The sequence below is a fragment of the Pseudomonas sp. B28(2017) genome, assembly GCF_002113025.1.
In the GTDB taxonomy this organism is placed as follows: Bacteria; Pseudomonadota; Gammaproteobacteria; order Pseudomonadales; family Pseudomonadaceae; genus Aquipseudomonas.
The window spans coordinates 676,384-701,895 of the sequence record NZ_NEJH01000001.1; the positions used below are offsets into that span (position 1 = coordinate 676,384).

20 protein-coding genes and 2 pseudogenes are annotated in these 25,512 nt (G+C 60.3%); 9 read left to right on the plus strand and 13 right to left on the minus strand.

Going from position 1 to position 25,512, the window contains the following annotated elements; genetic code table 11:
• Window positions 1–3: 3 nt before the first annotated feature.
• The 11 genes and pseudogenes from CAF65_RS03100 to CAF65_RS03150 form a co-directional block, all read right to left on the minus strand.
• Window positions 4–1,017, minus strand: coding sequence for an iron ABC transporter substrate-binding protein (locus CAF65_RS03100; RefSeq protein ID WP_085714968.1), 1,014 nt, complete (start codon window positions 1,015–1,017; stop codon window positions 4–6).
• Between the two features lie 136 nt (window positions 1,018–1,153).
• Window positions 1,154–1,345 (minus strand): annotated as a pseudogene (locus CAF65_RS28560) (hypothetical protein); the annotation flags it as partial.
• Between the two features lie 142 nt (window positions 1,346–1,487).
• Complete coding sequence (arnT, locus tag CAF65_RS03110; RefSeq protein WP_085714970.1) at window positions 1,488–3,209, minus strand: lipid IV(A) 4-amino-4-deoxy-L-arabinosyltransferase; 1,722 nt, start codon at window positions 3,207–3,209, stop codon at window positions 1,488–1,490.
• Window positions 3,210–3,385: 176 nt separating this feature from the next.
• Window positions 3,386–4,042 carry a histidine phosphatase family protein gene (locus CAF65_RS03115; RefSeq protein WP_085714971.1) on the minus strand — a complete coding sequence of 219 codons (657 nt, stop codon included), beginning with the start codon at window positions 4,040–4,042 and terminating at the stop codon, window positions 3,386–3,388.
• 303 nt (window positions 4,043–4,345) lie between these two features.
• Window positions 4,346–4,903: a membrane integrity-associated transporter subunit PqiC gene (locus CAF65_RS03120; RefSeq protein ID WP_085714972.1), complete on the minus strand. Its 558-nt coding sequence runs from the start codon at window positions 4,901–4,903 to the stop codon at window positions 4,346–4,348.
• Window positions 4,904–4,920: 17 nt separating this feature from the next.
• On the minus strand, window positions 4,921–6,597 hold the full coding sequence (locus tag CAF65_RS03125; RefSeq protein WP_085714973.1) for an intermembrane transport protein PqiB: 1,677 nt from the start codon (window positions 6,595–6,597) through the stop codon (window positions 4,921–4,923).
• Window positions 6,578–7,234 carry a paraquat-inducible protein A gene (locus CAF65_RS03130; protein WP_085714974.1) on the minus strand — a complete coding sequence of 219 codons (657 nt, stop codon included), beginning with the start codon at window positions 7,232–7,234 and terminating at the stop codon, window positions 6,578–6,580. The genes CAF65_RS03125 and CAF65_RS03130 overlap by 20 nt, the downstream gene beginning before the upstream one ends.
• Entirely contained in the window at window positions 7,231–7,827 is a 597-nt protein-coding gene (locus tag CAF65_RS03135) for a paraquat-inducible protein A (RefSeq protein WP_085714975.1), read from the minus strand. Before CAF65_RS03135 ends, CAF65_RS03130 begins: the two co-directional genes overlap by 4 nt.
• A gap of 227 nt (window positions 7,828–8,054) precedes the next feature.
• Window positions 8,055–9,356 (minus strand): FAD-binding oxidoreductase, encoded by a 1,302-nt coding sequence (locus tag CAF65_RS03140; protein ID WP_085714976.1) that lies wholly within the window; start codon window positions 9,354–9,356, stop codon window positions 8,055–8,057.
• The gene (locus CAF65_RS03145) at window positions 9,353–10,441 is read right to left on the minus strand and encodes a polyamine ABC transporter substrate-binding protein (RefSeq protein ID WP_085714977.1); all 1,089 of its coding nucleotides are present in this window, start codon (window positions 10,439–10,441) and stop codon (window positions 9,353–9,355) included. The genes CAF65_RS03140 and CAF65_RS03145 overlap by 4 nt, the downstream gene beginning before the upstream one ends.
• Window positions 10,442–10,592: 151 nt before the next feature.
• Window positions 10,593–11,957 carry a glutamine synthetase family protein gene (locus CAF65_RS03150; RefSeq protein ID WP_085714978.1) on the minus strand — a complete coding sequence of 455 codons (1,365 nt, stop codon included), beginning with the start codon at window positions 11,955–11,957 and terminating at the stop codon, window positions 10,593–10,595.
• 161 nt (window positions 11,958–12,118) lie between these two features.
• On the opposite strand from CAF65_RS03150, the gene CAF65_RS03155 reads away from it, so the two are divergent.
• On the plus strand, window positions 12,119–13,051 hold the full coding sequence (locus CAF65_RS03155) for a helix-turn-helix domain-containing protein (protein WP_085714979.1): 933 nt from the start codon (window positions 12,119–12,121) through the stop codon (window positions 13,049–13,051).
• On the opposite strand, the gene CAF65_RS03160 is transcribed toward CAF65_RS03155, so the two are convergent.
• Both CAF65_RS03160 and CAF65_RS03165 read right to left on the minus strand, forming a co-directional pair.
• Window positions 13,048–13,644 (minus strand): cupin domain-containing protein, encoded by a 597-nt coding sequence (locus CAF65_RS03160; RefSeq protein ID WP_085714980.1) that lies wholly within the window; start codon window positions 13,642–13,644, stop codon window positions 13,048–13,050. The genes CAF65_RS03155 and CAF65_RS03160 overlap by 4 nt on opposite strands.
• Window positions 13,645–13,821: 177 nt before the next feature.
• Window positions 13,822–15,783, minus strand: coding sequence for an FAD-dependent oxidoreductase (locus CAF65_RS03165; protein ID WP_085714981.1), 1,962 nt, complete (start codon window positions 15,781–15,783; stop codon window positions 13,822–13,824).
• A 311-nt stretch (window positions 15,784–16,094) separates the two neighbouring features.
• On the opposite strand from CAF65_RS03165, the gene CAF65_RS03170 reads away from it, so the two are divergent.
• The 8 genes and pseudogenes from CAF65_RS03170 (at window position 16,095) to CAF65_RS03205 (ending at window position 25,491) form a co-directional block, all read left to right on the plus strand.
• Entirely contained in the window at window positions 16,095–17,144 is a 1,050-nt protein-coding gene (locus CAF65_RS03170) for an ABC transporter substrate-binding protein (RefSeq protein ID WP_085714982.1), read from the plus strand.
• 74 nt (window positions 17,145–17,218) lie between these two features.
• A pseudogene (locus CAF65_RS03175) lies at window positions 17,219–18,006 on the plus strand (class II aldolase/adducin family protein).
• 242 nt (window positions 18,007–18,248) lie between these two features.
• Window positions 18,249–18,896, plus strand: coding sequence for a TetR family transcriptional regulator C-terminal domain-containing protein (locus tag CAF65_RS03180; protein ID WP_008021572.1), 648 nt, complete (start codon window positions 18,249–18,251; stop codon window positions 18,894–18,896).
• Between the two features lie 92 nt (window positions 18,897–18,988).
• The gene (locus CAF65_RS03185; protein ID WP_085714983.1) at window positions 18,989–19,705 is read left to right on the plus strand and encodes a response regulator; all 717 of its coding nucleotides are present in this window, start codon (window positions 18,989–18,991) and stop codon (window positions 19,703–19,705) included.
• A 5-nt stretch (window positions 19,706–19,710) separates the two neighbouring features.
• Window positions 19,711–20,484: an ABC transporter substrate-binding protein gene (locus tag CAF65_RS03190; protein WP_085714984.1), complete on the plus strand. Its 774-nt coding sequence runs from the start codon at window positions 19,711–19,713 to the stop codon at window positions 20,482–20,484.
• Window positions 20,481–22,736, plus strand: a complete 2,256-nt coding sequence (locus CAF65_RS03195) for an ATP-binding protein (RefSeq protein WP_085714985.1) — start codon at window positions 20,481–20,483, stop codon at window positions 22,734–22,736. Before CAF65_RS03190 ends, CAF65_RS03195 begins: the two co-directional genes overlap by 4 nt.
• A 208-nt stretch (window positions 22,737–22,944) precedes the next feature.
• Window positions 22,945–24,369: an amino acid permease gene (locus CAF65_RS03200; protein ID WP_085714986.1), complete on the plus strand. Its 1,425-nt coding sequence runs from the start codon at window positions 22,945–22,947 to the stop codon at window positions 24,367–24,369.
• Between the two features lie 330 nt (window positions 24,370–24,699).
• On the plus strand, window positions 24,700–25,491 hold the full coding sequence (locus tag CAF65_RS03205) for an enoyl-CoA hydratase/isomerase family protein (RefSeq protein WP_085714987.1): 792 nt from the start codon (window positions 24,700–24,702) through the stop codon (window positions 25,489–25,491).
• Window positions 25,492–25,512 lie beyond the last annotated feature (21 nt).

A 25,512-nucleotide genomic window follows, 5' to 3' on the forward strand; every position in this document is an offset into this window, starting at 1 on the left:
AATTTAGAGCAGTCCGGCCTGTGTCATCAGCTCCACGGCTTTTTTGCTGTCGAGTTTCGAAGCATCGACAGTCGGCGCATCGAGTTGATTCAGAGGCACCAGTTTAGGGTTGGATTCAGCGCCTTTGCCCACGGCGTATTCAAACGACTTGCCGTTCTTCAGCACAGCCTGGCCGTCCTTGCCGGTAATGTATTTGAGGAACGCCTGAGCTTGTTCTTTGTGTTTGCTGGAGGCGAGGACGCCGCCGCCGGAGATGCTAACAAAAGCGCCCGGGTCTTTGTGCTTGAAATAGTGCAGGGCAGTGTTCTTGCTGTTTTCGCCAGTCTTGGACTGATCCACCAGGCTGTAATAGTGGTAGATCACGCCGCTGTCGATCTGCCCGGCATTCACCGCTTTGAGTACGGAGCTGTTGCCACGGTAGTTGGCGTAGTTGGTTTTCATCGCTTTCAACCAATCCAGCGTGGCGGCTTCACCCTTTTGCTCCAGGATGGCAGCGACGATGGCCTGGAAGTCGGCACCGCCTGGCGACGCAGCCCAGCGACCTTTCCAGCTGGGATCGGCCAGGTCCATGATCGATTTCGGCAGATTGGCAGGCGGCAGTTTGCTCGGGTTGTACACAAACACCGTAGAGCGCGCGGCAATCCCGACCCATTTGCCGTGGGCTGGACGGTAGGCGGAGTCAATCTGCTCCAGCGTGGCCTTATCGACAGGCGCAAACAGCCCGGCGTTGTCGACCAGGACCATGGCCGGGGAGTTTTCGGTCAGGAACACGTCCGCCGGAGAAGCTGTGCCTTCCTGCACGATCTGGTTGCCCATCTCGGTGTCGTCGCCATTACGCAAGGTGACGGGAATACCGGTTTCCTGGGTAAAACCCTCGACCCAGACCTTGGTCAGGCCTTCGTGTTGCGCGTTGTACACTACGATGCCGACGGAGTCAGCTGCATAGGCCTGGCCAGCGCTCAGCAAAGCGGTGGCCAGCAGGGCTTTTTTCAAGAACGAAGGGATGTTGGGAAACATTCTGCGGGCTGCTCCTGGTGCATTTTTTTGAAAGTCATGCGCATTGAAACGCTTGTAACCCAATGCGAATCATTTGCATATTTTGAATTGCAGGGAATGTAGAGATCCAAATGAGAAAATAACGTCAAAAATACCGTTAATACATGTAATTTTCATTCAGATTAGCAGCACTGGGCCCACTGTGGCTCGACTCGTCAATCAAACGGTGATCGTTGATCAGAATATGACGCTGTCCCCGGCTGCATTTTGTCGGGCCTTCGGCGATGACCAATAGCTGATCGGCAAAGCGTAGCGCCTGATTCAGGTCATGGATGGCGCTGATCACGATTTTCAATTCTTGCAGATTGACCCGCTCCAGCCTTGCCGCTGAGCCGAACAGCCCACCCATGAAGATCGGCTCGATGACACCTGGCAGAAACGAAAAATACCGAGAGACCGGTTTGGCCTCTCGGTATTTTTCGTCTCGGCTGTCAGGGCTGGATTTGCGGGAAGATCAGGACCTGCAGATTGCCGCGCTGATAACGCTTGCCGTCGGTGGGCAGCGCCTCGACCTCCTGAATCTCATCGACGCTGTTGACCCTCATCACCACCCCGACCGAGCCTTTTTTACGTGCTTCGGTCATCCATTGCCCGATGTCTTGCTGAGTCACTTTGCGCGAGGCCGCGGCCGGATCCGAAAGGCCGTACTTCAGCTCGCCGATGACATTATAGAGCGTCACCTCCGGTCGCCCGGTCAGCCACGACAAGGCCGAGGCTGCACCCAGGTCGTTGCTCAGCAGCGAGGTGGTCTGGTTCAGGCTGTCCAGGTGTTCGGAGATAAACCGGTCAGGCATCTTGCTGTCGACAATCTGGCCCGGCATGGCGGCGGGAAGCAGCGCCACCAGCAATCCGATGCCGAGGGCGGGCATCGCCCATAACGTCAATGGCCGCAGGATTTGCAGGGCATTGGCGATGATCCAGCCCAACAGCACGATGAACGCCAGGGACAGGCTGAACATCTCGGTATTTTGATAAATCTCTTTGCTCAGTTGCAGGTACAGCAAGGCAATCAGGGCCGTGGTGGCAATCACGACGTTGAGCCATCCGTTGACGCGAATCGTCCGTCCCCGCGCCTGTTGCAGCAGGCTGGTCAGCGCATTGCCCATTAGCAGCGCCAGCGGCAACAGGCACGGCATGATGTAAGTCGGCAACTTGCCGCTGCTCATGCTGAAAATGGCCAATGGCAGCAGCAGCCACAGCAAGAGAAAAGCGCAGACGGGCTGACGCTTGTCGTTCCAGGCCTGGATGAATGTTGTCGGCAACAACACAGACCAGGGCAGGGCGGAAACGACCAGCATCGGCAGGTAGAACCACCACGGGCGGGCGTGCTGTGCATCGTCGGCGGCGAAGCGGCGTACGTGCTCGTTCCAGAAGAAGAAATTCCAGAAATCCGGTTCCTGATGATGAATGGCCAATGCCCAGGGCAAGCAGACTGCCGCGGCGACCACCACAGCCAGTGGCCCGTAACGCAACAGCTCGCCGATGCGACGCTGCCAGAGCATGTAGGGCAGGGCGATCACCGCCGGCAGCAGCCAGGCCAGAAAGCCCTTGGTCATGAAGCCCATGCCGCAGGCGATACCCAGGACTGCCCAGGACCCCAGGCGGGCGCGAGTGGTTCGGCTGTCGATGGCAAACCACAGGGAAACCAGACTCAGGTTGACCCAGAGGGTGAACTGCGGGTCGAGGTTGGCGTACCCGGCCTGGCCGGCAATCAGCCCGAAGCTCATGTACAACAGAGCGCAGGCAAAGCTTTTGCGCGGATCGCCCCAGAACCGGCGGGCAATCAGCCAGGTCAGCCACACGCTCAGCCCGGTACTCAGCGCTGAGGCGATGCGTACCCCGAACAGATTGTCGCCAAACACCGCCTGACCGATGGCGATCATCCAGTACCCGGCAATCGGCTTCTCGAAATAACGAAGGCCCATGAAGTGCGGCGAGACCCAGTTCCCGCCCTGCAGCATTTCCTGGCTGACCTGGGCATAACGGGTTTCATCGGGAATCCACAGGCCATGGCTCATCAGTGGTAGCAGGTAGAACGCAATGAACGCCAGGAACAACGCGAAGAGCATCCGGCGTTCATTGGCAGGCACCGTTGGAGTGTGCAGGCGTAAAGAATGGTCAGCAAAATCTGGCAGTGGCTGATTTGACGTCATGTCTCGACCTTGGCGCTTGGATGGCTGGTTGAAGTGTGATGTGCAACTTGCAAGAGAGAAAACCGGAATGATATTGAACGGCGAGAAGTTCAATCGCACTTCTCGCTGTTCTGTTCAGGTTTCATTCAGTCCGGCTTGAAATAACTTAGTGCCAAAATTTTTGATCTGTAATGATTTCAGTTTTTTTCTTGTAACAGAGTGTTCCAGTCTTCGGCATTCACAATGCCGAGCACTTGCAGTTGCCCATTGCCATCGATGTGGACAAATAACGCGCTGCCGTACTCGGCGTCCTTCGCCGAATGCTTGAAGCCGGTCTGCTTTTCAAAATCAGCGATGCAACCACTGTGGGTCACCAGCACCAGGTTGCGTTGGGCCACCTTGTGCGCCACGACGTCGTTACGCAGGGTCGTGCCGCAGGTGGCCAGCCATTCCTGGGTCCGTGGGTCGCTGTTGAACATGTAATGCGCGGTCTGCACGGTGCGCGTAACGGGGCTGGTCAGGATGTCGGTGTGTGTCAAACCCAGGCGTGCCAAGCCTTGCCCGACACCGGCGGCCGCCTCACTGCCGACACGGGTAATGCCATCGGCCGGACCCAGGCAAGGATTGCTGGAACGGTCGCAGCGCTCGGTATGACGCACCAGCACCGCGATCTCGCCGGCACCCCACTGTTGCAGCAATTGGGCCCGGGCTTGTGCGTCCTCCTGGGCCAGGTTGGTCGGTGATTTCGGCCACAGGAGAAAACCGGTGACCAGCACGGCGATGGTTAGTGCACCAATGGCCACGACCGATCTGGACAGGCGCGAAGAAGGTTTACGCGAAACGGAGTTGACCAAGTTTGTCCACCAGTTGGAGCGCCAGGGAAGTGCTGTTGTACAAACCTGGAACAGCACGAAAAATGTCCGCCGAAACCAGGTCCAGCGAATTGAATGCAGCCAAAGTTAAATCTGTACAGCTGTCGGAACAGTGAAAGGAATGTGAAAAATTTGCAGAAGGGACTCCTGCGGCTAATTAGTTTGTTACTGGGAATTGTTATCTATTGTTCCAGCGTGGAATGAGAGTGGGAAACAGAGGGGAAATATGGGATAGGACTAACGGCAAACTTGTCGCCGTTAGTCCGGGAAGCGTGAAAAGTGTGTTCAGGGCGAAGGGCAGTTCGCCTGTGGTCTGGTGGCAGCCTGGCTGATCAGCGCGGCCAGGCGTTTGACGTTGTTTTGCTGGGCAAGCACCAGGTCGTCGATGGTCGCGCCTGACGGCGTTTGCAAGGTGCTGCGGCAAATCACCCGTGCCGTGTCGTCTGCGCCTGCGCTGCGCAGGCGCCATTTCACGTCCATCAACGCGTACTGGCCGGGGACCGAGTCAAAACGCTGCACATCGACCCGCACTGAATATTTGCCTTGTACCGGGCTGTTGCTCAGTTGATCGGCCAGCGCACTGCGCAATTCGTCCACGAGGGTCGCGCCCCACCACTGGGTTTCCAGGATCGCCAGGCCACTGTTGCCCTCGCGAATGACGATCTGCGCACGATCGACCTGGGGCGGCACGCTAAGCGTCTCGATCTGAATCACCCCGACGGTGGCCCTTGAATGATCGCCTACCTGGGCCGGGGTCAGGGTGTGGAATTGAATCGGGTCACTGCGGCAAGCGGCAAGCAGCAACATCGCGGTGACCAGGGTTAACTTCAGCGGAAAAGCCATGGGTGATGCTCCTGTGTTCAATTGCGCGGTGGCCCTTGCAGATCCACGGGGGCGGCATTGTTCGGACGGCCGCGAAGCAGCGATTCCGGATGCCGTCCCAGGTAATCCGAAAGATCACGCAAGGATCTCGACGTGCGTCCCAGTTCATCCAGGGTCTGCCCCAGTTTTTCCCGCTGCGGTGAGTCCTCGGCCAAGGTCGAACTGGCGGATTGCAGGGTCGCATTGGCCGTTTGCAGGGTCTTGCTGACGTCCGACAAGGTCGTTTGCACGCCAGGCAAGACTTTGCCGTTGAATTGCATCATGCCTTTGCGCAGTTCGACGAGATTGCCATCCAGGTTGCCGGCGATACGCTCGATCGGCAGTTTGTTGAGCTTGTCGACCATGGCTTCGAGTTTTTCCTGCAGTTGCTCGAGGCTGCCCGGAATGGTCGGAATGACAACCGGGCGTGCGTTTGCATCGAAAGCGACTTTTTCTGCCTTGGGGTAGAAATCCAGGGAAATGTACAACTGGCCGGTCAGGAAGTTACCGGTGCGGGCCTGGGCTCGCAGGCCGTTGTCGATAAAGGTGCCGATCAGGCGCACACCCCCGGCTTCGTCATTGGGATCATGATTGAGCGCCTTGATCATTTTGAGGTGGGCCTGGCCCAGGCGTTGCGGGTAGATCACGATGCCGACGTTGACCGGAAAGGAGCGTTTTTTCTCGTCGTAATCCAGATTGACCGCCACCACCTTGCCGATTTCCACACCGAGGAACTCCACCGGCGCATCAACCTTGAGCCCGCGCAGTGCCTGGTCGAATCGCATGGACAGGTACTGTGGCTTGCCGCTTGGTGGGGCGAGGGCGGTTTGAGGGTCGTCGAACAGCTCGTAGGCATACTCGGCCGCAGCGGGTTTATCGCCAGGGCTGTAGTCGGGGGCGCGGAAAGCAATGCCGCCCACCAGCAAGGACGACAACGATTCGGTCTTGACCGCAAAACCGTTGGCACCGACGTTCACGTCAATCCCGCTGGCGTTCCAGAACCGGGTGTTTTCAGTGACGTACTTGTCGTTGGGGGCATGGATGAACACTTCAATGTTCACCCCCTTGCCGTCCGGGTCCAGCGCGTAGGCCACTACCTGACCCACCGGGATCTTGCGGTAGTAGACCGGAGAGCCGATATCCAGTGACCCCAAGTCATGGGTGAACAGGGTGAAACGTTTGCCCGGCTCGCCGTAGGTGATGGGTGGCGGGTTTTCCAGCCCCTTGAAGTTTTTAGCCCGACCGTTGGCCTGGCCGATATCGGCACCGATGTAATCGCCCGACAGCAGCGTATCGATACCGGACACACCGCCAGCACCAATTCGCGGCCGCACGACCCAGAACTGCGAGTCTTCGCGGGTAAAGCTTTCGGCCTGCTTGGCCAGTTTGATGGTGGCGTTGACACTTTTCTGGTCATTGCTCAATTCCACATCGGAGACATGACCGATCACCACATTACGGTATTTGACCTCGGTTTTATTCGCGGTCAGGCCGTCCCCGGTCTTGAACGTGACAACGATGGTCGGGCCTTCCTGCAGCATGCTATGAATCACCAGCGAAATACCCACCAGCACCGCCACGATCGGGACGATCCAGACCAGCGAAACGCTGAAGCGGCGGGTCTTGATCGGCGCCGGCCCTGGGGCTTGCGGCCCGTCAGTGGCTTGTGACTTCATCCGTGACCTCCTCATTTTGTGGGTTTTCCCGTTCTTTATCCCAGATCATGCGTGGATCGAAACTCATCGCCGACAGCATGGTGAACACCACAACCAGACCAAAAAACAGGATGCCCGGACGCGGTTCGATGTCGGCCAGTGCCTGGAATTTCACCAACGAGGCCACCAAAGCGACCACGATCACATCGAGCATCGACCAGTAGCCGATGACCTCGACGAACCGGTACAACTTCGACCGCTCCATGCGCGCCCACTCGCTGTCGCGGTGCACGGTGACCAGCAGCAAGGTGATGGCGACGAACTTGACCCCCGGCACCGCGATACTGGCAATGAAAATGATCAGGGCAATGTCCCAAGCCCCGGCTTCCCAGAACTCCAGCACGCCGCTCATGATCGTGCTGTCGGAACCGTTGCCGACCATTTCGGTGTTCATCACCGGTAGCAAATTGGCGGGAATGTAAAACACCAGGGCCGCGATCATGTAGGCCCAGGTCCGGGTCAGGGCATTGGTTTTGCGTCGATGCAAAGGCGCGCCGCAGCGCTCGCATTCGTGAGGTTCGCCAGTCATGTCGCAGGCCAGCCCGCAGCTGTGACACAGGCACAGGTTGAGCTCGTCGGCGTAAGGAGGCCTGCTCATAAAATGTCCCATAAGTCGCGGATATCGCGCCCGGCGATGCGGATCATCATCAGACTCAGCACAGCCAGGGCAAACAGCCCTATGCCGGGCAGCACATCAAGCAGTCCGGCGAGTTTGATAACGGCAACCATGGCCCCCAGCAGGCAGACTTCGAGCATGCTCCAGGGGCGCAAGGCTTCCAGCCAGCGCATGCAGAACCTGAATCCGGGCGAGCGTTGCCGGGCGAGGGCGAAGCCCAACACCCAGATCAGCAGCAACAACTGGAAGATCGGCGCGATGATCATGGCGATCGCCGCCACCATGGCGATGAACGTGATCGGCCCCAGGCTCAGGGCCAGCACCGAGTCCCACAAAGTCGCACTGTTTTTCATGCCTTTGAAGCTGATGCTCATCACCGGATAGAAGTTGGCAAACAGCCATAGCATTAATGCGGTGAAGGTCAACGCAAGACGCTGTTCGACCGTGAGGCCGTTATAGCGTTGAAGTACGCCGCCGCAGCGCGTACACAGGGTTTTCTGATGTTTGGCGAGCGTTACTTTCTGGTACACGCTGTCGCAGTGCTCGCAGATGATCAGCTGATCAGTAGTTGCCATGGGCCGAGCTCAACAGAAGGCAGGAAATTCAGAGCACCCCCTCAATATAGAAGTGCCTTGCAATTGAGCAAATCGAAAGTCGAAACAAAGGGATGTTGCCTAAAGCGTTGTGGGAGCGAGCCTGCTCGCCAAAGCGGTGTATCAGGCAGCCCATTCTCTGGCTGTCAGACCGCCTTCGCGAGCAGGCTCGCTCCCACAGGATTAAGCTGCCTTTCGCGGGAATTGTTTCAGCCCAGCATTTCCCGCATCCGATACCAGAGCATGCCCAGGGCCAGCAGTGGCGAGCGCAGGGCACGCCCGCCGGGGAAGGTCATGTGCGGCACGGCGCTGAACACGTCGAAGCCTTTGCTGTGGCCGGCATGGATCGCTTCGCCCAACAGCCTGGCGCACCAGTGAGTCACGTTCAGGCCATGGCCGGAGTAACCCTGGGCGTAGAACACGTTCGGGTGCTGGCTCAAGCGCCCGACCTGCGGGAAGCGGTTGGCCGAGATGCCAATCCTGCCGCCCCACTGAAAATCAATGCGCGCACTGGCCAGTTGCGGAAAGACCTTGAGCATCTGCGGACGCATGTAGGCAGCGATGTCCGCCGGGTCGCGCCCGGAGTAATGACAGGCACCGCCGAACAGCAAGCGCCGGTCAGCCGAAAGCCGGTAGTAATCCAGGCCGACTTTCTGGTCGCACAGCGCGACATTGTGAGGGATCAGTTGCCTGGCGGCATCTTCTGACAGGGGTTCGGTGGCGATGATGTAGCTGCCCGCCGGGAGCACTTTGCCACTGAGCTTCGGCTCCAGCTCTTCCAGATGGGCATTGCAAGCCAGCACCAACGTGCCGGCACGCACTGTGCCACCGCCGCAGCGCACTTGTACGGTGCTGCCGTGGATCAGCTCCAGTACCGGGCTTTGTTCGAATATCTGCACGCCAAGGGACTCGGCGACTTGCGCTTCGCCGAGTGCCAGGTTCAGCGGATGCAGGTGGCCCGAGCCCATGTCTACCAGGCCGCCGGCATAAACACCGGAGTTCACTACGTGCTCCCGGATCTGCCCAGGCTCGATCAGGCGGGTTTCATGGGCGTAACCGGACTCAAGCAGTTCGGCGTGCTCGGCCTTCAACCCGGCAAAGTGTGCCGGGGTGTTGGCCAGTTCGCAGAAGCCCCAGCGCAGGTCGCAATCGATACCGTGTTCGCGGATGCGATTGGCCACGACTTGCACCGATTCGACCCCGGCATGTTCCAGGTACTGCACCCCTTCGGCGCCCACATGCCGGGCAAAGCCGCTGACGTCATGACCGATGCCGCGAATCAACTGGCCGCCGTTGCGCCCGCTGGCGCCCCAGCCAATCCGTCGGGCCTCCAGCAGGACCACCGAGAGCCCGCGTTGGGCCAGTTCAATGGCGGTGTTGATGCCGGTGAAACCCGCGCCAACCACGCAGACGTCGGCCTCAAGGTCCGAGGCCAGCGCAGGACGCTGCTTCATGCCCTTGGCTGACGCCGCGTAATAGGAGAGGGCGTGTTCCTTGGTGTACTGGTTCATTTGTTGGACTTCACTTTGCTCCACGAACGGGTCATCAGGCGCATGATCGACTGCGGCGGCGTGGTGGAGATGTAGAGTTTGTCGAGGACTGCCTGGGACGGATAAACCTCGGGATTGCTGACCAGCTCAGGGTCCATGTACTGCTTGGCGGCCGGGTTCGGATTGGCATAGCCGACCGACGCGCTGACCTTGGCAATCACTTGCGGGTCCAGCAGGTTGTTGATGAAGGCGTGGGCTTCTTTCGGATTGCTGGCGTCGGCGGGGATGGCCAGCAGGTCAAACCACAGGTTGGCGCCTTCTTTGGGAATGGCGTAGGCGATGTTCACGCCGTTCCTGGCTTCCTTGGCGCGGTTGGCGGCCTGGAACACGTCGCCCGAGTAACCGAACGCCACGCAGATGTCGCCGTTGGCCAGGTCCGAGACGTACTTGGAAGAGTGGAAGTAGGTGATGTACGGGCGGATTTGCAGCAGCTTGGCTTCGGCCTTTTTGAAGTCCTCGGGGTTTTCGCTGCGCGGGTTCATGCCCATGTAGTTGAGGATCGCCGGGAACACTTCGTCCGCCGAATCCATCATCGACACGCCGCAGGCGCTCAGCTTCTTGATGTTTTCCGGTTCGAACAGCACGGCCCAGGAATCGATGTGATCGATGCCCAGCACCTGCTTGACCTTGTCGACGTTATAGCCGATGCCGTTGGTTCCCCACAGGTACGGCACCGAGTGCGCGTTGGCCGGATCGTTTTTCTCCAGCAGCGTCAGCAGTTTCGGGTCGAGGTTCTTGAAATTCGGCAGTTGCTCGCGGTCCAGTTGGAGGAACGCACCGGCTTTTACCTGGCGGGCGAGGAAGTGATTTGACGGCACCACCACGTCATACCCGGTACGACCGGCAAGCAGTTTGCCTTCCAGGGTTTCGTTGGAATCGAATACGTCGTAGATCACCTTGATCCCGGTTTTGGCCTGGAAGTCGGCGAGGGTGGTTTCGCCGATGTAGTCGGTCCAGTTGTAGACACTGACCTGTGCCTGAGCCTGGACACCGGCACTGAACAGCGCTGCCAGCGCGAGCGGAACCATGGATTTCAATAGACGCATGTCGACACCTCTTCGAATTATTGGATTTTTCAGGTGATTCTTTGGTGTTCAGGCGAGCGCCTTCGCAAGCAGGCTCGCTCCCACATTTGAAATTCATTCCCCTGTGGGAGCGAGCCTGCTCGCGAAGAGGCCCTTACGGGCTGCGCAGTTCTTAGACGCTAAGCATCAGGAACTCACGCTCCCAGGAGCTGATCACCCGTTTGAAGTTTTCGTGCTCGGCGCGCTTGACTGCGACATAGCCCCGTACGAACTTGCTGCCCAGGTAACGGCTGATGGTGTCGCACTCTTCCATCTGGGTCAGGGCATCCTCGATGGTGATTGGCAGGCGCAGATTGCGCCGCTCATAGGCGCGGCCCTGTACCGCTGCGCTCGGCTCGATGCGCTCGACCATGCCCAGGTAACCGCACAGCAGGCTGGCGGCAATGGCCAGGTACGGGTTGGCATCGGCACCCGGCAGACGGTTCTCGACACGCATGGCGTCCGGGCTGGAGGTTGGCACGCGCAGGCCGACGGTGCGGTTTTCTTCGCCCCATTCGACGTTCACCGGCGCCGAGGTATCCGGCAGGAAGCGGCGGAACGAGTTGACGTTTGGCGCGAACATCGGCAGCACTTTCGGGATGTACTTCTGCAAGCCACCGATGTGATGCAGGAACAGCTCGCTCATGTTGCCATCGGCATCGGCATCGGCAAAGATCGGCTGGCCGGTGGCAATGTCCACCACGCTCTGGTGAATGTGCATGGCGCTGCCAGGCTCATCGCCGACCGGTTTGGCCATGAAGGTCGCCGCCACGTTGTGCTTGAGCGCCGCTTCACGCATGGTGCGCTTGAACACGGTGATCTGGTCGGCCAGGTCCAGAGCGTTGCCATGACGGAAGTTGATTTCCATCTGTGCCGGGCCGTCTTCGTGGATCAGCGTGTCGAGGTCCAGACCTTGCAGTTCGCACCAGTCGTAGACGTCTTCGAACAGCGGATCGAATTCGTTGGCCGCGTCAATGGAGAACGACTGACGACCGCTTTCTGCGCGGCCCGAACGGCCCATGGGTGCCTTGAGCGGCAAGTCCGGGTCTTCGCAGCGCTGGGTCAGGTAGAACTCCATTTCCGGCGCGACAATCGGGCGCCAGCCTTTGTCGGTGTACAACTGCAGGACTTTCTTCAGCACGTTGCGCGGCGACAGTGCGATCGGGTTGCCGAACTTGTCGAAGGTGTCGTGGATCACGATGGCGGTCGGCTCGATGGCCCATGGCACCACATAGACGGCGTCGGCGTCCGGCTTGCAGACCATGTCGATATCGGCCGGGTCGAGCAGGTCGTAATAGATGTCGTCGTCGACAAAGTCCCCGGTTACCGTTTGCAACAGCACACTTTCCGGCAGGCGCATGCCTCGCTCATGCAGGAACTTGTTGGTGGGTGCGATCTTGCCGCGTGCAATGCCGGTCAGGTCGCTGACGACGCACTCGACTTCGGTAATCTTGTGATCTTTCAGCCAAGTGAACAGCTGATCGAAAGGGACATTCATAAAGACCTCGTTGTTGGTTTCATTAACGCCAGGAGAGGCCGGTTTCATCCGCCGGACACTTCCCCTGTAGCGCGTTGACGTCTATCTTGGGCGAGCCTTGCAGTTCCATCTATCCACTTTAAGCAGCACAAAACGCACCAAAAGAGTGCGTAGGGTCTCTTATGACGACGTGCAATTCACTCCAGGTTCAAGCGTTCAATACCGCCGATATCGCCGAGCAAATCCGCGCCACACCGGGCTGGGTCCAGCATTACCAACAGATGTCGCCGGGGCATTTCGCAGGTCTGGTGCGCTACCTGGATCTACAGGGTGTGGAGATTTACGAAGAACACATGAACACCCGGGTCGAGCAGAATTTCAGCGCGCCCCAGGGGTCGCTGTCGTTCTGCTTCGATCGCGGCGACAACGCGCTGTATGTGTTGAATGGCGAAAGCCGCAACATCTGGATTACCCCGGAGAACTACCAGGAAATCGCCGTGGTGTTCGGTCCGGAGTTTGTAAAGCGCCATAGCCTCGACATCGCCCGGCTCGAAGGGCTGTTCATGGCACCGCTCAACTCTCAGCAGAATGCGCTGTTCTGCCGTTGGCTCAGCGGGACCTTGACGCGGCTGTCGCAGACCTTCGACCCGCCTAGCCGTGAAGCGCTGACCCAACAGCTGCTGGAAGACTGTCTGTTCATTCTCGACAACGCGTGTGTCGGCCTCGACCAGGGCGCATTGCAGCGCCGAGCGGGAGAGCGGGCGATCATGAAGCGGGTAGGGGAATGGGCGGCGGACACCCCGGAAGAACACCTCAACCTGCTGGAGCTTTCCCAGGTTGCCGGGGTTTCACTGCGCCAGTTGCAGCATGCGTTCAAGACCTACACCGGCATGGCGCCGACCCAATGGCTGCGCTTGCGCCGACTCAACAGCGCCCGTCGCGAACTGCTGAGCCGCACGCCCACGCAGACCACCGTGGCCGAAGTGGCCATGCATTGGTCGTTCTGGCACCTGGGGCGGTTTTCCAGCAGCTATCGGGCGCTGTTCAAGGAATTGCCGAGCGACACTCTCAAGCGTGGGAGTGTCGCGCAGCCAGTCGGGCGCGGCCGGCGTTAGAAAGTCGGCGGCGTAATCACCCAGATCACCACCGCGTCCACCTCGCCGGGATTACCGTAGCGGTGAGGTTCCTGGCTGGAAAAGCTGAAGCTGTCGCCTTCACTGAGCTGGAAATGACGCTCGCCAACCCACAGCTCAAAACTGCCGGACAGCACGTAGCCGGCTTCTTCACCTTCGTGGCTGTAGCTTTGTTGGCTGTAGGTGCCGGGCGGGAAACGCGAGTGGAGCATTTCCAGTTGGCGGTTGGCTTGCGGCGTCAGTAACTGGTCGACGATGCCGTCTTCGTAATGCACGTTCAGGCGGCTGTTCTTGCGCACCACGACGCCATCGTCTTCGGGGGCGGTGACCGCTTCACTGGCGAAGAACCACTGGATGGTGACACCGAGGCTGCGGGCAATGTTGAACAGCGCCGGGATCGATGGGTAGGCGAGGTTGCGCTCCAGCTGGCTGATGTAGCCGGCAGTGAGTTCGCTCTGTTGTGCCAGTTCCGCCAAGGTCATGCCCCGGCGTTTGCGCAGGCCGCGAATCCGCGTGCCGAGAAAGTGCGGTTCGGCGTTGCCGGGTGCGGGCTGTGTGGTGCTGCTGTTGCTCATGGTCAAATCCGAACCGGAGGAGTGGCGCAAATCCCTGTAGGAGCGAGCCTGCTCGCGATGGTCGCCAACGATAACGCTGGAAGCCTGACACCCAGCGGCGTTTTCGAGTCCATCGCGAGCAGAGCTCACTCCTACGGGGTTGGTGTTAGCCGTTGAAGCCCCGGAGTATAAACAGCCTTAAAGCTCCCACGCGACTTTCAGGCCTTCATAAATCGCTTCTTCGGCGGTGCGCGGCGCCAGGCAGTCGCCGATGCGGCGAAACTCCACCAGTCCTTGCAGCTCGGCACCCAGGGTATCCACCGGCTGGTGACCCTGGCACAGCACCAGGGTGTCGATGTTCTCCATCAGCATCGGTTCGCCACTGGCGGTGTGTTGCAGGTAGACCGTGTTGTCATCGCAGCCATACAGCCGCGCGTACGGCGTGATCGGCACCCCCAGCTTATGCAGCTCGCCGGCCAGTTGATCGCGCACGTACAGCGGCAGGTTTTCCCCGCAATGGGTGCCGTTGACCGCCAGTTGCACCTGATGCCCGGCGCGGACCAGGCGCTCGGCGATGCCGGGGCCGATCCAGTCGCAGCGCCAGTCGACCACCACCACCGAACGACCGAGCTGTACTTCATCGCGCAGCACTTGCCAGGCGTCTACCACCTGTAGCTCACCACCGCGCTCAAAGGCAGGCCAGTACGGCTCGGCACCGGTAGCGACGATGACCATGTCGGGTTTTTCCTGTTCCACCAGTGCCCGGTTGACCCGTGTGTTGCGCACCACACGCACCCCGGCCAGCTCCATTTCCCGCTGCAGGTTGGTGCTGGCACCACCGAATTCGCTGCGCCGTGGCAGCAGTTGTGCGAGCAACACCTGACCGCCCAGTTGTGAACCGGCTTCGTACAGGGTCACGTCATGTCCGCGCTGGGCAGCGACGGCGGCGGCTTTCATGCCGGCCGGTCCACCGCCGGCGATCATGATCCGCTTGCGGTTGATCGTTGGTTTACGTTCGCCAAAAATCAGTTCGCGACCGGTTTCCGGGTGCTGGATGCAGGAAATCGGCAAGCCTTTGTGGAAGTGTCCGATGCACGCTTGGTTGCAGGCGATACAGGCGCGCACGTCATCGACGCGGCCGGTGTCGGTCTTGTTAGGCATCTGCGGGTCGCAGATCAGTGCGCGGGTCATGCCGCAGACATCGGCCTGGCCTCGGGCCAGAATCAGTTCGGCTTCCTGGGGCTGGTTGATGCGCCCGGTGACGAACAACGGAATGTTCAGGCTGGCCTTGAACGTCCCGGCTTCCCTGGCCAGGTACGCCGCTTCGATCGCCATGGGCGGCACGATATGCACCGCGCCACCCAGGGACGCCGAAGTGCCGGCGACGATGTGCACGTAATCGAGTTGTGATTGCAGCGACTGCACGGCGGCCAGGGACTCATCCTCGGTCAGGCCTTCCGGGTCGCGCTCGTCGGCAGAAATGCGCAAACCCACGATGAACTGCTCATCGGTTGCCCCGCGCACGGCGGCGATGACTTCGCGCAGGAAACGTAAACGCTGGTCCAGTTCACCGTTGTAGCCATCGGTACGCCGGTTGACTCGCGGATTGATGAATTGCGCCGGCAGGTAACCGTGGCTGGCGACCACTTCGACGCCATCGATCCCGGCCTGATGCAGGCGCCGGGCGGCAGCGGCATAACCGGCGACGATCTCGTCGATCATTGCCTGATCCAGCGCGCGGGGCATCACCCGGAAACGTTCGTTGGGCACCGACGAGGCAGAGTAGGCCACTGCGAGCAAGCCATCGCTGGACTCCATGATCTCCCGTCCCGGATGGAACACCTGGGACAGCACCATGGTGCCGTGGGCATGGCAGGTTTGCGCCAGTTTACGGTAGCCCTCGATGCACGCATCGTCGGTGGCCATCAGCACGTGGGAGGTGTAGCGCGCACTGTCATGCACGCCGGCCACTTGCAGCACGATCAGCCCGGCACCGCCTTCGGCCCGTGCCCGGTGATAGGCGATCAATTGGTCATTGACCAGGTTGTCGGTGGGCATCGACGTGTCGTGACCACTGGACATGATGCGGTTTTTCAGACGCTTGCCACGGATCTCCAGGGGTTCGAACAGGTGCGCGAAGGCGGGTGTCGAGGACGGCATGGTGCAGGTACTCCAGGCAGGCTGAACTGTAGGAGCGAGCTCGCGACGGACGTTAACGATAACGCGTGTTGTCTGGATGAACGCGTCGCCCTCAGGTCCATCGCAAGCAAGCTCGCTCCTACAGAAGCAGCAGGTTTTCGGCGTTGTTATTATTGGCCTATAGAAATTTACCTTCAGTAAAAAATCAACTTGTTTTTTTACTTCCCCTTGCAGTAATTTCGCTTCGAGCCTGCTCCTGGGGCTTACCTCACAACAATAAAAAAGGGCCTGAGCGGAATTTGTCCGCAGGGCACCTGCCAGAGGAACCACTGATGATATCGAATACGCTCAAGCACGGTTTTTATCCCTTGGTGTTGTCCGTGGCCATGGGCTTGGGCAGTGCCCAGGCAGCATCGGACATGGTGGTAGTCGGTTACGGCGGAGCCGGACAAAAAGCCCAGGACGTGGCGTTCTTTCAACCGTTCGCCGCCGTGGATCAAAGCAAGGTGATCCAGAGCGAATACAACGGTGAGATGGCCAGGATCAAAGTGATGGTCGACACCGGCAATGTCGATTGGGACGTGGTGCAGATCGAAGGCCCGGACTTGATGCGCGGCTGCGAAGAGGGCATGTACGAGCGCCTGGACTGGGCGCGCCTGGGGCACGCCGACCAGTTGATCCCCGAAGCGGCACAGGAATGCGGTTCCGCCGCGCTGGTGTGGAGCGTGGCGATTGCCTACGACACCGACAAACTGGCCCAGGCCCCGACCTCGTGGGCAGACTTTTGGGACGTGAAGAAAACCCCCGGTAAACGCGGGCTGCGCAAACGCGCGGTGTACAACCTGGAGTTCGCCCTGCTGGCGGACGGCGTGAAAACCGAAGATGTCTACAAGGTGCTCGGCACCCCGCAAGGCGTGGATCGGGCATTTGCCAAACTCACTGAGCTCAAGCCATACATCCAGTGGTGGGAAGCCGGGGCGCAACCGCCACAGTGGCTGACCGCCGGCGATGTGGTGATGACCTCGACCTACAGCGGACGCATCGCCGACGCCGCGCAGAAAGGCAGTCACCTCGGCCTGGTCTGGCCCGGCAGCCTGTACGGCATGGATTACTGGGCAATCATCAAAGGCTCCAGGCACGTGGATCAGGCCAAGCGTTTCATTGCGTTCGCCAATCAGCCGGACGCCCAGGTCAACTATGTGCAGCAGATCCCTTACGGTCCGACCAATATCCAGGCCGCCGCACGACTGGACGACAAACTGGCGCAATGGGTGCCCACTGCGCCGCAGAACCTCAAGGGTGCGCTGTCGATGAATGTCGGTTTCTGGGTCGATCATGGTGAAGAGCTCGAAGAGCGCTTCAATGCCTGGGCCAGCAAATAAACGCGGATGGCTGGACGTGTCGAAGCGTCCAGCCTTACTGTCTGCCCAGCCGATCAGCCTGGAGAACCAGAACAATGAACAAAATTGCCAGCCACCTGGCCCCTGAGCGCAGTGCAATCGAGCAGCGCCTGCGTGAGGAATTGGCGGCCTGTTACCGCCTGATTGCGCACTTTCGCATGACCGACCTGATCTTCACCCACATCTCGGTGCGCATTCCAGGGCCGGAGCATCACTTTCTGATCAACCCTTACGGGCTGATGTTCGACGAGATCACCGCGTCCAACCTGGTCAAAATCGACCTCGATGGCCGCGCCGTGGAGCCATCGCCGTACCCGGTCAACCCGGCCGGGTTCGTGATTCACAGCGCCATCCACGGCGCCCGTGAAGATGCGCAATGCGTGCTGCACACCCACACCAAATCCGGGTGCGCGGTGGCGGCGTTGAAGTGCGGGTTGTTGCCGGTCAATCAGATTTCCATGGAGTTCCATGGCCGCGTCGCGTACCACGACTACGAAGGTGTGGCGCTGGACCTGAGCGAGCAACAGCGGCTGGTGGCGGACCTGGGCGACAAATCGGTACTGATGCTGCGCAATCATGGGTTGCTGACCGTCGGCGAGACGGTGAGCCAGGCGTTCCTGCGCATGTACTACCTGGAAAAGGCCTGTGAAATCCAGTTGGCAGCCATGGCGGCGGGAGGATCGTGCTGCCACCGGCAGAGGTTTGCGCGCACACCGAGCGCCAGTTCAACGACCCGGGGCGGCCGCTGGAGGAGGGTGAGCTTGCTGACCCGGATGCCATGCAACTGGCTTGGGCGGCGTTGCTGCGAATGCTGGAGCGGGTGGCGCCGGGTTATCGCGATTGATTGGGATCCTGTGTTGAATCGGCTGACGCCTTCGCGAGCAGGCTCGCTCCCACAGGTTTAACGGGGGTACTCAAAATCTGCGAATAACCGAAATCCACTGTGGGAGCGAGCCTGCTCGCGAAGGGTGCAGTACGGTCTATCAGGCAGGTGACTAGAGAAACTGCCCGCTCTTGCTGTACAGTCGTTCAGCTCGCCGCTTATTCGTGTGGGCTTGAACGATTGAACCAAGGAGCGTGTCGCCCATGAATCAGGAAGCCCGTTTTTCCCGCATGGAACCGGAGTTGCGCAAAGCCAACCTGATCGAGGCGACGCTGGTGTGCCTCAAACGTCATGGCTTCCAGGGCGCGTCGATCCGCAAGATTTCCGCCGAGGCCGGGGTCTCGGTGGGGCTGATCAGCCATCACTATTCCGGCAAGGATGAACTGGTGGCCGAGGCCTACATGGCGATCACCGGGCGGGTCATGACCTTGTTGCGCGACGCCATGGAGCAAGCCGCGCCGAATGCCCGAGAGCGCTTGTCGGCATTTTTCCGCGGTTCGTTTTCCGCCGAATTGCTCGATCCACAACTGATCGATGCATGGCTGGCATTCTGGGGCGCGGTGAAAACCGCCGAGGCCATCAACCAGGCCCACGATCATTCCTATGGCGAGTATCGCGGCATCCTGCGCAAGGTGCTGGCGGAACTGGCCCAGGAGGAGGGCTGGGAAAGCTTCGACGCCGACCTTGCCGCCATCAGCCTCAGCGCATTGCTCGACGGCTTGTGGCTGGAGTCCGGGCTGAACCCCGGCACCTTCACCCCGGAGCAGGGCATCCAGATTTGCGAGGCCTGGGTCGATGGTTTGCAGGCCGGTGGTCGCCAGCGTTTTTGCCTGCAGACGAGCGACTGTTGATCAGTCGTTCAGCAATGGATACTCTCTGGCGCCGATGCGGGAAAACACTCTAATAAGAAACTGGCCTTCGGGCCTGAGCCGGACACCAAGCGATGACTCCTCGGGTATTGATCGTCGATGACGATCCGCTGATTCGCGATCTGCTGCACGCCTACCTGTCTCAGGAAGGCTACGACGTCCATTGCGCCGCCACGGCGGAACTGGCGGAAACTTTCCTGGCCAGCCAGACCGTGGACCTGGTGATGCTCGACATCCGCCTGCCGGGCAAGGACGGCCTGACCCTGACCCGCGAGCTGCGGGTGCGCTCGGAAGTCGGGATCATCCTGATCACCGGGCGCAACGACGAAATCGACCGCATCGTCGGCCTCGAATGCGGCGCCGATGACTACGTGATCAAACCCCTCAATCCAAGGGAACTGGTGTCCCGGGCGAAAAACCTGATTCGCCGGGTACGTCATGCGCAAACGCCACAACCGGCCGTCGCGGCGGCCAAACCGGTCAAGCAATTCGCCGACTGGTCGCTGGACACCGACCGCCGTCGGCTGATCGATGCGTCCGGCAGTGAAACACTGTTGACCCACGGCGAATACCAGTTGCTCAGCGTGTTCCTGCGCAACAGCGGCCACACCCTCAGCCGCGACCAGTTGATGGACCAGATCCGCAACCGCGAATGGGTGCCCAACGACCGCTCCATCGACGTGCTGGTCGGGCGTCTGCGTCGCAAGTTGCACGACGATCCGGCCGAACCGCAGTTGATCATCACCATTCACGGCGCCGGTTACCTGTTCACCGCCGGTGTGGCGGCCTGAACCTGATGACGCGTTGGCTTTGCCTGCTGGCGGTGTTTGTAGCCGGCCATGCCGTCGCGGCGGACAAGGTTCGCTATTGCGATTACCCGGTGTACCCGCCGATCTCCTGGAGCGACGGCAAGCAGGTGCGCGGCCTGGCGCCCAGCGTGGTGAAGCACTTGTTCGGCCAATTGGGGTATGAGGTCGAGATTGTCGTGCTGGGCAACTGGAAACGTTGCCTGTTGGACGCCGCCGAAGGCCGGGTCGATGTGGTGCTGGCCTACAGCACCGCACAGCGGGAACAAAGCATGCTGTTCTCGACGGTGCCGGTATTGCGCGAAGAAGTGGCGCTGTTCATCAACCGTCAGCACCCGGTGAAATTCGAACAACTGGACGACCTCGCCCATTACCGTGGCGGCCTGTTGTTCGGCGAGAGCTACGGCGTGGCGTTCGATCGCATGGTCGCGCGCAACAACAACATCGAATGGGTTTCCGACAGCCATCAGAACTTCGGCAAGCTGATTCGCGGGCGCATCGATTTCATCACCCAGGAACGGCGCACCGGCCAGTTGTACGTGGAAAACCTGCCCGGTGGCCAGGACATCGTCGCCTTGCCCAAGGCGTTGAACGTGGACTACCTGCGGGTCGCCGTGTCACGGCGCTCGCCATTGGCCCTGCGCATGCCCGAGATCAATGCACAGTTGCAGCACATGGTCGATGCCGGTGACATCGAGCGCTGGCTCAACGAAAGCGAGGTGACCTACCGCGACATGATCAACCTGCCGGCGGATGCGCAATGATTCGCGCCCGTCCCGGTGGATTGCTGCGACGGCTGCTGCTGTTCATTCTGTTGTTCAGCCTGTGCTTCACCGTGCTGGCCAGCAGCGTGCAACTGTACATCGAGTATCGACGGGAAATGCGCGACATCGATTCACGCATGGAGCTGATCCGCGCCGGCTACCTGGCGAGCCTGGAACGCAGCCTTTGGGACTTGAACCAGGAACAGTTGAACGTGCAGTTGCGCGGACTGGTGGACTTCTCCGACGTCGCGCGGGTGCATTTGATCAGCGCCGATTTCGACCTGATACAGGGCAATCCAGACCCTGCGGGACCGCTGCGCATCGAGCGGTTCGCCCTGGACTATCAGCCGCCGTCCGGCCCGTTGCGCAACCTTGGCGAACTGGAAGTGAGCACGGATCTGGGGGCGGTGTACCAGCGTCTCTACGCCACCGGGTTGACCAGCCTGTTGTGGATGGCAGTGTTTCTCTGCGGCCTGGCCGTGGCGCTGTCGGGATTGTTTTATCGACTGGTGACCCGGCACCTGAAAGTCATGGCCGAGTTTGCCCGGCGCATCGCCGCCGGTGAATGGCAGGAACCCTTGCACCTGGACAAGCGACGCGGCAGTGACGAAATCGATACTGTGGCCCACGCACTGGATGACATGCGCCGGTCGATCCTGCGAGACATCGAGCGCCGGGAAAGCGATCGCCTGGCCTTGCAGGACAACCGTGACGAACTGCTGAAGATGGTCGAGCGCCGTACCGCCAGCCTGATGCGGGCCAAGGATGAAGCGGAAGCGGCCAACCTCGCCAAATCGCGGTTTCTGGCGACCATGAGCCACGAACTGCGAACGCCCCTCAATGGCATCCTCGGCATGGCCGAACTGTTGCGCGGAGCACGTCTGGATGCACAGGACGGTAAACGTCTGGATGCCTTGCACAAGGCTGGCGAAGGCTTGCTGACGATCCTCAACGAAGTGCTGTATTTCGCCAGACTGGAGGAGGGCGTCAGCCATCCCGAACCGGTGGATTTTTCGCTGCGCCAGTTGCTCGACGAGGTGCTGACACTGTTGGAGCCGCGAGCGCTGAACAACGACACGATCCTCAGTTGTCGGGTCGATCAACGCATTGCCGAGCATCACCACGGTGCCGAGCAGTTCCTGCGTCAGGTGCTGAGCAACCTGCTGGCCAACGCGATCAAGTTCACCGAAGGCGGCGAAGTCAGCGTCGAAGTGATGCTGCTCGCCGAAGCGGGCGAACAGACCGGGCAGCGCCTGCGGGTCAGTGTCACTGACGACGGCATCGGCATTGCCCCGGCGATGCAGGCGAAGATTTTCGAGCGCTTCACCCAGGCCAGCGAAGAAGTCGCGCAACGTTTTGGCGGGACCGGGTTGGGACTGGCGATCTGCAAACATCTGGTGGAGCAGATGGGTGGCTGCATCGGCGTGGACAGTGAGGTGGGGCGCGGCAGTTGCTTCTGGTTCGAGCTTTGCCTGCAGCCGGCCAGTGCTGTGGTGGCAGTAGCGCCGGCTCCCACGGTGGGGCCGGCCCTGAATATCCTGGTGGTCGAGGACGTGGCGCTCAATCGCGAAGTGGCCATGGGCCTGCTGCAACGGGACGGCCACCGAGTGTGGCTGGCCGAAGAGGCGCAACAGGCGCTGGAACATTGTGCCGCGCAGGTTTTCGATCTGCTGTTGCTGGACGTGCATCTGCCGGGCATCAGCGGAGTCGAGTTATGCCGACAGATCCGCCACAGCGACGGGCCGAACCGCCATACCCGCATTTTCGCCCTGACCGCCAGCGTGCAACCGGCGCTGGTGCGCGGTTATCTGGAGGCCGGCATGGACGGCATCCTGGCCAAGCCCTTGAAGCTGGATAACCTGCGCCAGGTGCTGGAAGGGCACACACCCGTCGCCGAGTCGCTCCTGCATGACGAGACGATGGACTGGTCGCTGTTGCAGACCCATCGCAACTTGCTCGGCGAGCAAAAGGTCCAGGGCCTGCTGGCAGTACTGCGTGACTCGATTCTTCAGCACCGCGATGCGCTGCATGAAGCCATTGTCGCTGACGACTGCACAGAGGTCGCGCAACTGGCTCACCGTCTGGCCGGTAGCTGTGATTCGCTGGGCTTTCGCTCACTGGCCACGACGCTGAGAGCGCTGGAGACGTTGGCCCTGGTCAACGATGAATCGGCGATCCATCGCATGACCCCCGCGCTGGATGAACAATTGCAGCACGCACTGACCACCCTGAAAGGCCTGTTGCAGAGCTGACGTACAAGTTTGTTACGACTTTCTACAACTTCGATCTTTACGGTCAACGCGAACTTACATGGCTTTCCAATAATCGACGCAACCGCCACAGCGCGGTCTTCGAAGCTTATTGGAGATAATAATAATGAATTGCCGTAAAGCTGATCCCACCCTGCGCCGTGACGTCCTGTCGCGCGCTGTACACCTCACTGACTGCTGAGGTGCCGACATGAACGAAAACACTGATCGCAGCACGGGTCATAAAGGCATCCAGCTGACCCGTGCCCTGAAAAGTCGGCACATTTTCATGCTGTCCCTGGGCGGCGTCATTGGCACCGGACTGTTCATGGGTTCCGGCGTGACCATCAACCAGGGCGGCCCGATGGGGGCGATCCTGGCTTACCTGGTCGCGGGTTTCCTGATGTACCTGGTGATGGTCTGCCTGGGCGAGCTGTCGGTACAGATGCCGGTGTCCGGTTCGTTCCAGGCCCACGCCACTAAATACATCGGCCCGGCCACGGGGTTCATGATCGGTTGGGTGTACTGGATGAGCTGGGCCACCACTGTCGGACTGGAGTTCACCGCCGCCGGCATGCTGATGACGCGCTGGTTCCCGCATGTGCCGATCTGGTACTGGTCGGCGCTGTTCGTGGTGGTGCTGTTCGGCATCAACGCCCTGGCGACCCGCGCGTTCGGTGAAGCCGAATACTGGTTCTCGGGGATCAAGGTCGCGGCCATTCTCGGTTTCATCGTGGTCGGTGTGCTGGTGATCTTCGGCGTGATGCCCCTGAGCAGCGGTGCACCGGCACCGATGGCGACCAACCTGATCGGCGACTCGCTGTTCCCCAACGGCCTGTCAGCCGTGTTCGCGGTGATGATGACCGTGGTCTACGCGTTCCAGGGTTGCGAGATCATGGGCGTGGCCGCCGGTGAAACCGACCAGCCGGAAAAGAGCATTCCCCGCGCCGTGCGCAACGTGGTGTTCCGCGTGCTGATCTTCTACGTGCTGGCGATTGTCGTGCTGTCGGCCATCGTGCCATGGCAGCAGGCGGGTCTGATGGAAAGCCCGTTCGTGCAGGTGTTCGACATGGTGGGCATTCCCTACGCTGCCGACCTGATGAACTTCGTGATCCTCACCGCGATCCTGTCGGTGGGCAACTCCGGCCTGTATGCCTCGACGCGCATCCTGTGGGCAATGTCGAAAACCGGCATGGCGCCGAAAAGCCTGTCGCCATTGAGCAAGCGTGGTGTGCCGCTGCGTGCCTTGAGCATCACCTTGTGCTTCGCACTGGTGTCGCTGATGACCAGCTTCGTCGCCGCCGATACCTTGTTCATGGTGTTGATGGCCGTGAGCGGCATGTCCGGCACCGTGACCTGGATTGTCATTGCGCTGGCGCAGTACAAGTTCCGCAAGGCGTACTTGCGTGACGGCGGCAAACTCAGCGACCTGAAGTACCGCGCACCCTGGTTCCCGGTACTGCCGCTGATGTGCATCACGCTGTGCTGCTCGCTGTTCGTGTTCCTGGCCCTGGATGAAACCCAGCGTCCGTCGCTGTATTGGGGCTTTGGCTTCATTGCGCTGTGCTATGGCGCGTACTTCCTGATTCATCGCAAGCGTGATGCGGTGCTGGCATCGAGCTTGCCGACTGTGTAATTACCTGCCCAGCTTAAACCTGTGGGAGCGAGCCTGCTCGCGAAAGCGGTTCATCCGTCAACAGAGATGTTGAACGTGAAGCCGTCTTCGTGAGCAGGCTCGCTCCCACAGTTGTTTTTGCGGTGCTCTGTGGGCAGTTGTTCGAAGTTGTAACAGCGCCAACGGCTCACGCTCGCGTATCTATAAATAATTCAATAAAAACAATGTGTTATAGAGTTTTAGAGCTTGTTACAGCCCATTTCCTTCCCAATTGCCGCCTTACTGAACACTCGTTTAGTATGGCCTCAAGTCGCATCACCTCAGACCAAACAGAATAATTCGAGGATTCCCATGACCACTCAATCGTCGCTGCTCAGCCAGGTCGAAGCAGGCGTTGCCTGGATCACCCTCAATCGCACTGCCCAGCGCAATGCGCTGGACATTCCGACGCTGAAAAACCTGCACGCCCTGCTCAACGCTTTCAACGCCGATCCAGCGGTGCGCGTGGTGGTCTTGACCGGTAGCGGCCGCAGCTTCTGTGCCGGCGCCGACCTCGACGAGTGGGCCGATGCCGAAGCCCGGGGCGCACTGGAAACCTATGGCTGGACCGAAACCGCCCACGCCTTGATGACCCGGCTGCACAGCCTGGAAAAACCCACCATCGCTGCCATCAACGGTACTGCCGTCGGCGCCGGGATGGACCTGACCCTGTGCTGCGACCTACGCATCGCCGGGCAATCGGCACGCTTCAAGGCCGGCTACACCAGCATGGCGTATTCGCCGGATGCGGGCGCCAGTTGGCACCTGCCGCGCCTGATCGGCAGCGAACAGGCCAAGCGCTTGCTGTTTCTCGATGAATTGTGGGGCGCCGAGCGTGCCCTGGCCGCCGGTCTGGTCGGCGAAGTTTGCACCGACGAGCAGTTGCTGACCGTAGCCAGCGAACTGGCCGCACGCTTGGCCGCCGGCCCGACCTTTGCCTTCGCCCAGACCAAAAAACTCATGCGTGAAGGCGCAGAACGCAGCCTGGCGGAACAACTGCAAGCCGAGCTCGCCGCGGGCCTGCTCTGCGGTCGCAGCGAGGACGGCAACGAAGCCCTGCGCGCCGCCATGGAAAAACGCCCGGCACGCTTCATCGGCCGCTAATTGCGAACGTTTTGCACACCT

What these genes read in the sequence shown, in the direction of transcription:
- CAF65_RS03140 (WP_085714976.1), bottom strand. Translation starts at nt 9,356, where the DNA reads ATGAACCAGTACACCAAGGAACACGCCCTCTCCTATTACGCGGCGTCA.
- CAF65_RS03165 (WP_085714981.1), bottom strand. Translation starts at nt 15,783, where the DNA reads ATGCCGTCCTCGACACCCGCCTTCGCGCACCTGTTCGAACCCCTGGAG.
- CAF65_RS03100 (WP_085714968.1), bottom strand. Translation starts at nt 1,017, where the DNA reads ATGTTTCCCAACATCCCTTCGTTCTTGAAAAAAGCCCTGCTGGCCACC.
- CAF65_RS03170 (WP_085714982.1), top strand. Translation starts at nt 16,095, where the DNA reads ATGATATCGAATACGCTCAAGCACGGTTTTTATCCCTTGGTGTTGTCC.
- CAF65_RS03205 (WP_085714987.1), top strand. Translation starts at nt 24,700, where the DNA reads ATGACCACTCAATCGTCGCTGCTCAGCCAGGTCGAAGCAGGCGTTGCC.
- CAF65_RS03130 (WP_085714974.1), bottom strand. Translation starts at nt 7,234, where the DNA reads ATGAGCAGGCCTCCTTACGCCGACGAGCTCAACCTGTGCCTGTGTCAC.
- CAF65_RS03185 (WP_085714983.1), top strand. Translation starts at nt 18,989, where the DNA reads ATGACTCCTCGGGTATTGATCGTCGATGACGATCCGCTGATTCGCGAT.
- CAF65_RS03150 (WP_085714978.1), bottom strand. Translation starts at nt 11,957, where the DNA reads ATGAATGTCCCTTTCGATCAGCTGTTCACTTGGCTGAAAGATCACAAG.
- CAF65_RS03200 (WP_085714986.1), top strand. Translation starts at nt 22,945, where the DNA reads ATGAACGAAAACACTGATCGCAGCACGGGTCATAAAGGCATCCAGCTG.
- CAF65_RS03135 (WP_085714975.1), bottom strand. Translation starts at nt 7,827, where the DNA reads ATGGCAACTACTGATCAGCTGATCATCTGCGAGCACTGCGACAGCGTG.
- CAF65_RS03145 (WP_085714977.1), bottom strand. Translation starts at nt 10,441, where the DNA reads ATGCGTCTATTGAAATCCATGGTTCCGCTCGCGCTGGCAGCGCTGTTC.
- CAF65_RS03120 (WP_085714972.1), bottom strand. Translation starts at nt 4,903, where the DNA reads ATGGCTTTTCCGCTGAAGTTAACCCTGGTCACCGCGATGTTGCTGCTT.
- arnT (WP_085714970.1), bottom strand. Translation starts at nt 3,209, where the DNA reads ATGACGTCAAATCAGCCACTGCCAGATTTTGCTGACCATTCTTTACGC.
- CAF65_RS03195 (WP_085714985.1), top strand. Translation starts at nt 20,481, where the DNA reads ATGATTCGCGCCCGTCCCGGTGGATTGCTGCGACGGCTGCTGCTGTTC.
- CAF65_RS03155 (WP_085714979.1), top strand. Translation starts at nt 12,119, where the DNA reads ATGACGACGTGCAATTCACTCCAGGTTCAAGCGTTCAATACCGCCGAT.
- CAF65_RS03190 (WP_085714984.1), top strand. Translation starts at nt 19,711, where the DNA reads ATGACGCGTTGGCTTTGCCTGCTGGCGGTGTTTGTAGCCGGCCATGCC.
- CAF65_RS03180 (WP_008021572.1), top strand. Translation starts at nt 18,249, where the DNA reads ATGAATCAGGAAGCCCGTTTTTCCCGCATGGAACCGGAGTTGCGCAAA.
- CAF65_RS03160 (WP_085714980.1), bottom strand. Translation starts at nt 13,644, where the DNA reads ATGAGCAACAGCAGCACCACACAGCCCGCACCCGGCAACGCCGAACCG.
- CAF65_RS03125 (WP_085714973.1), bottom strand. Translation starts at nt 6,597, where the DNA reads ATGAAGTCACAAGCCACTGACGGGCCGCAAGCCCCAGGGCCGGCGCCG.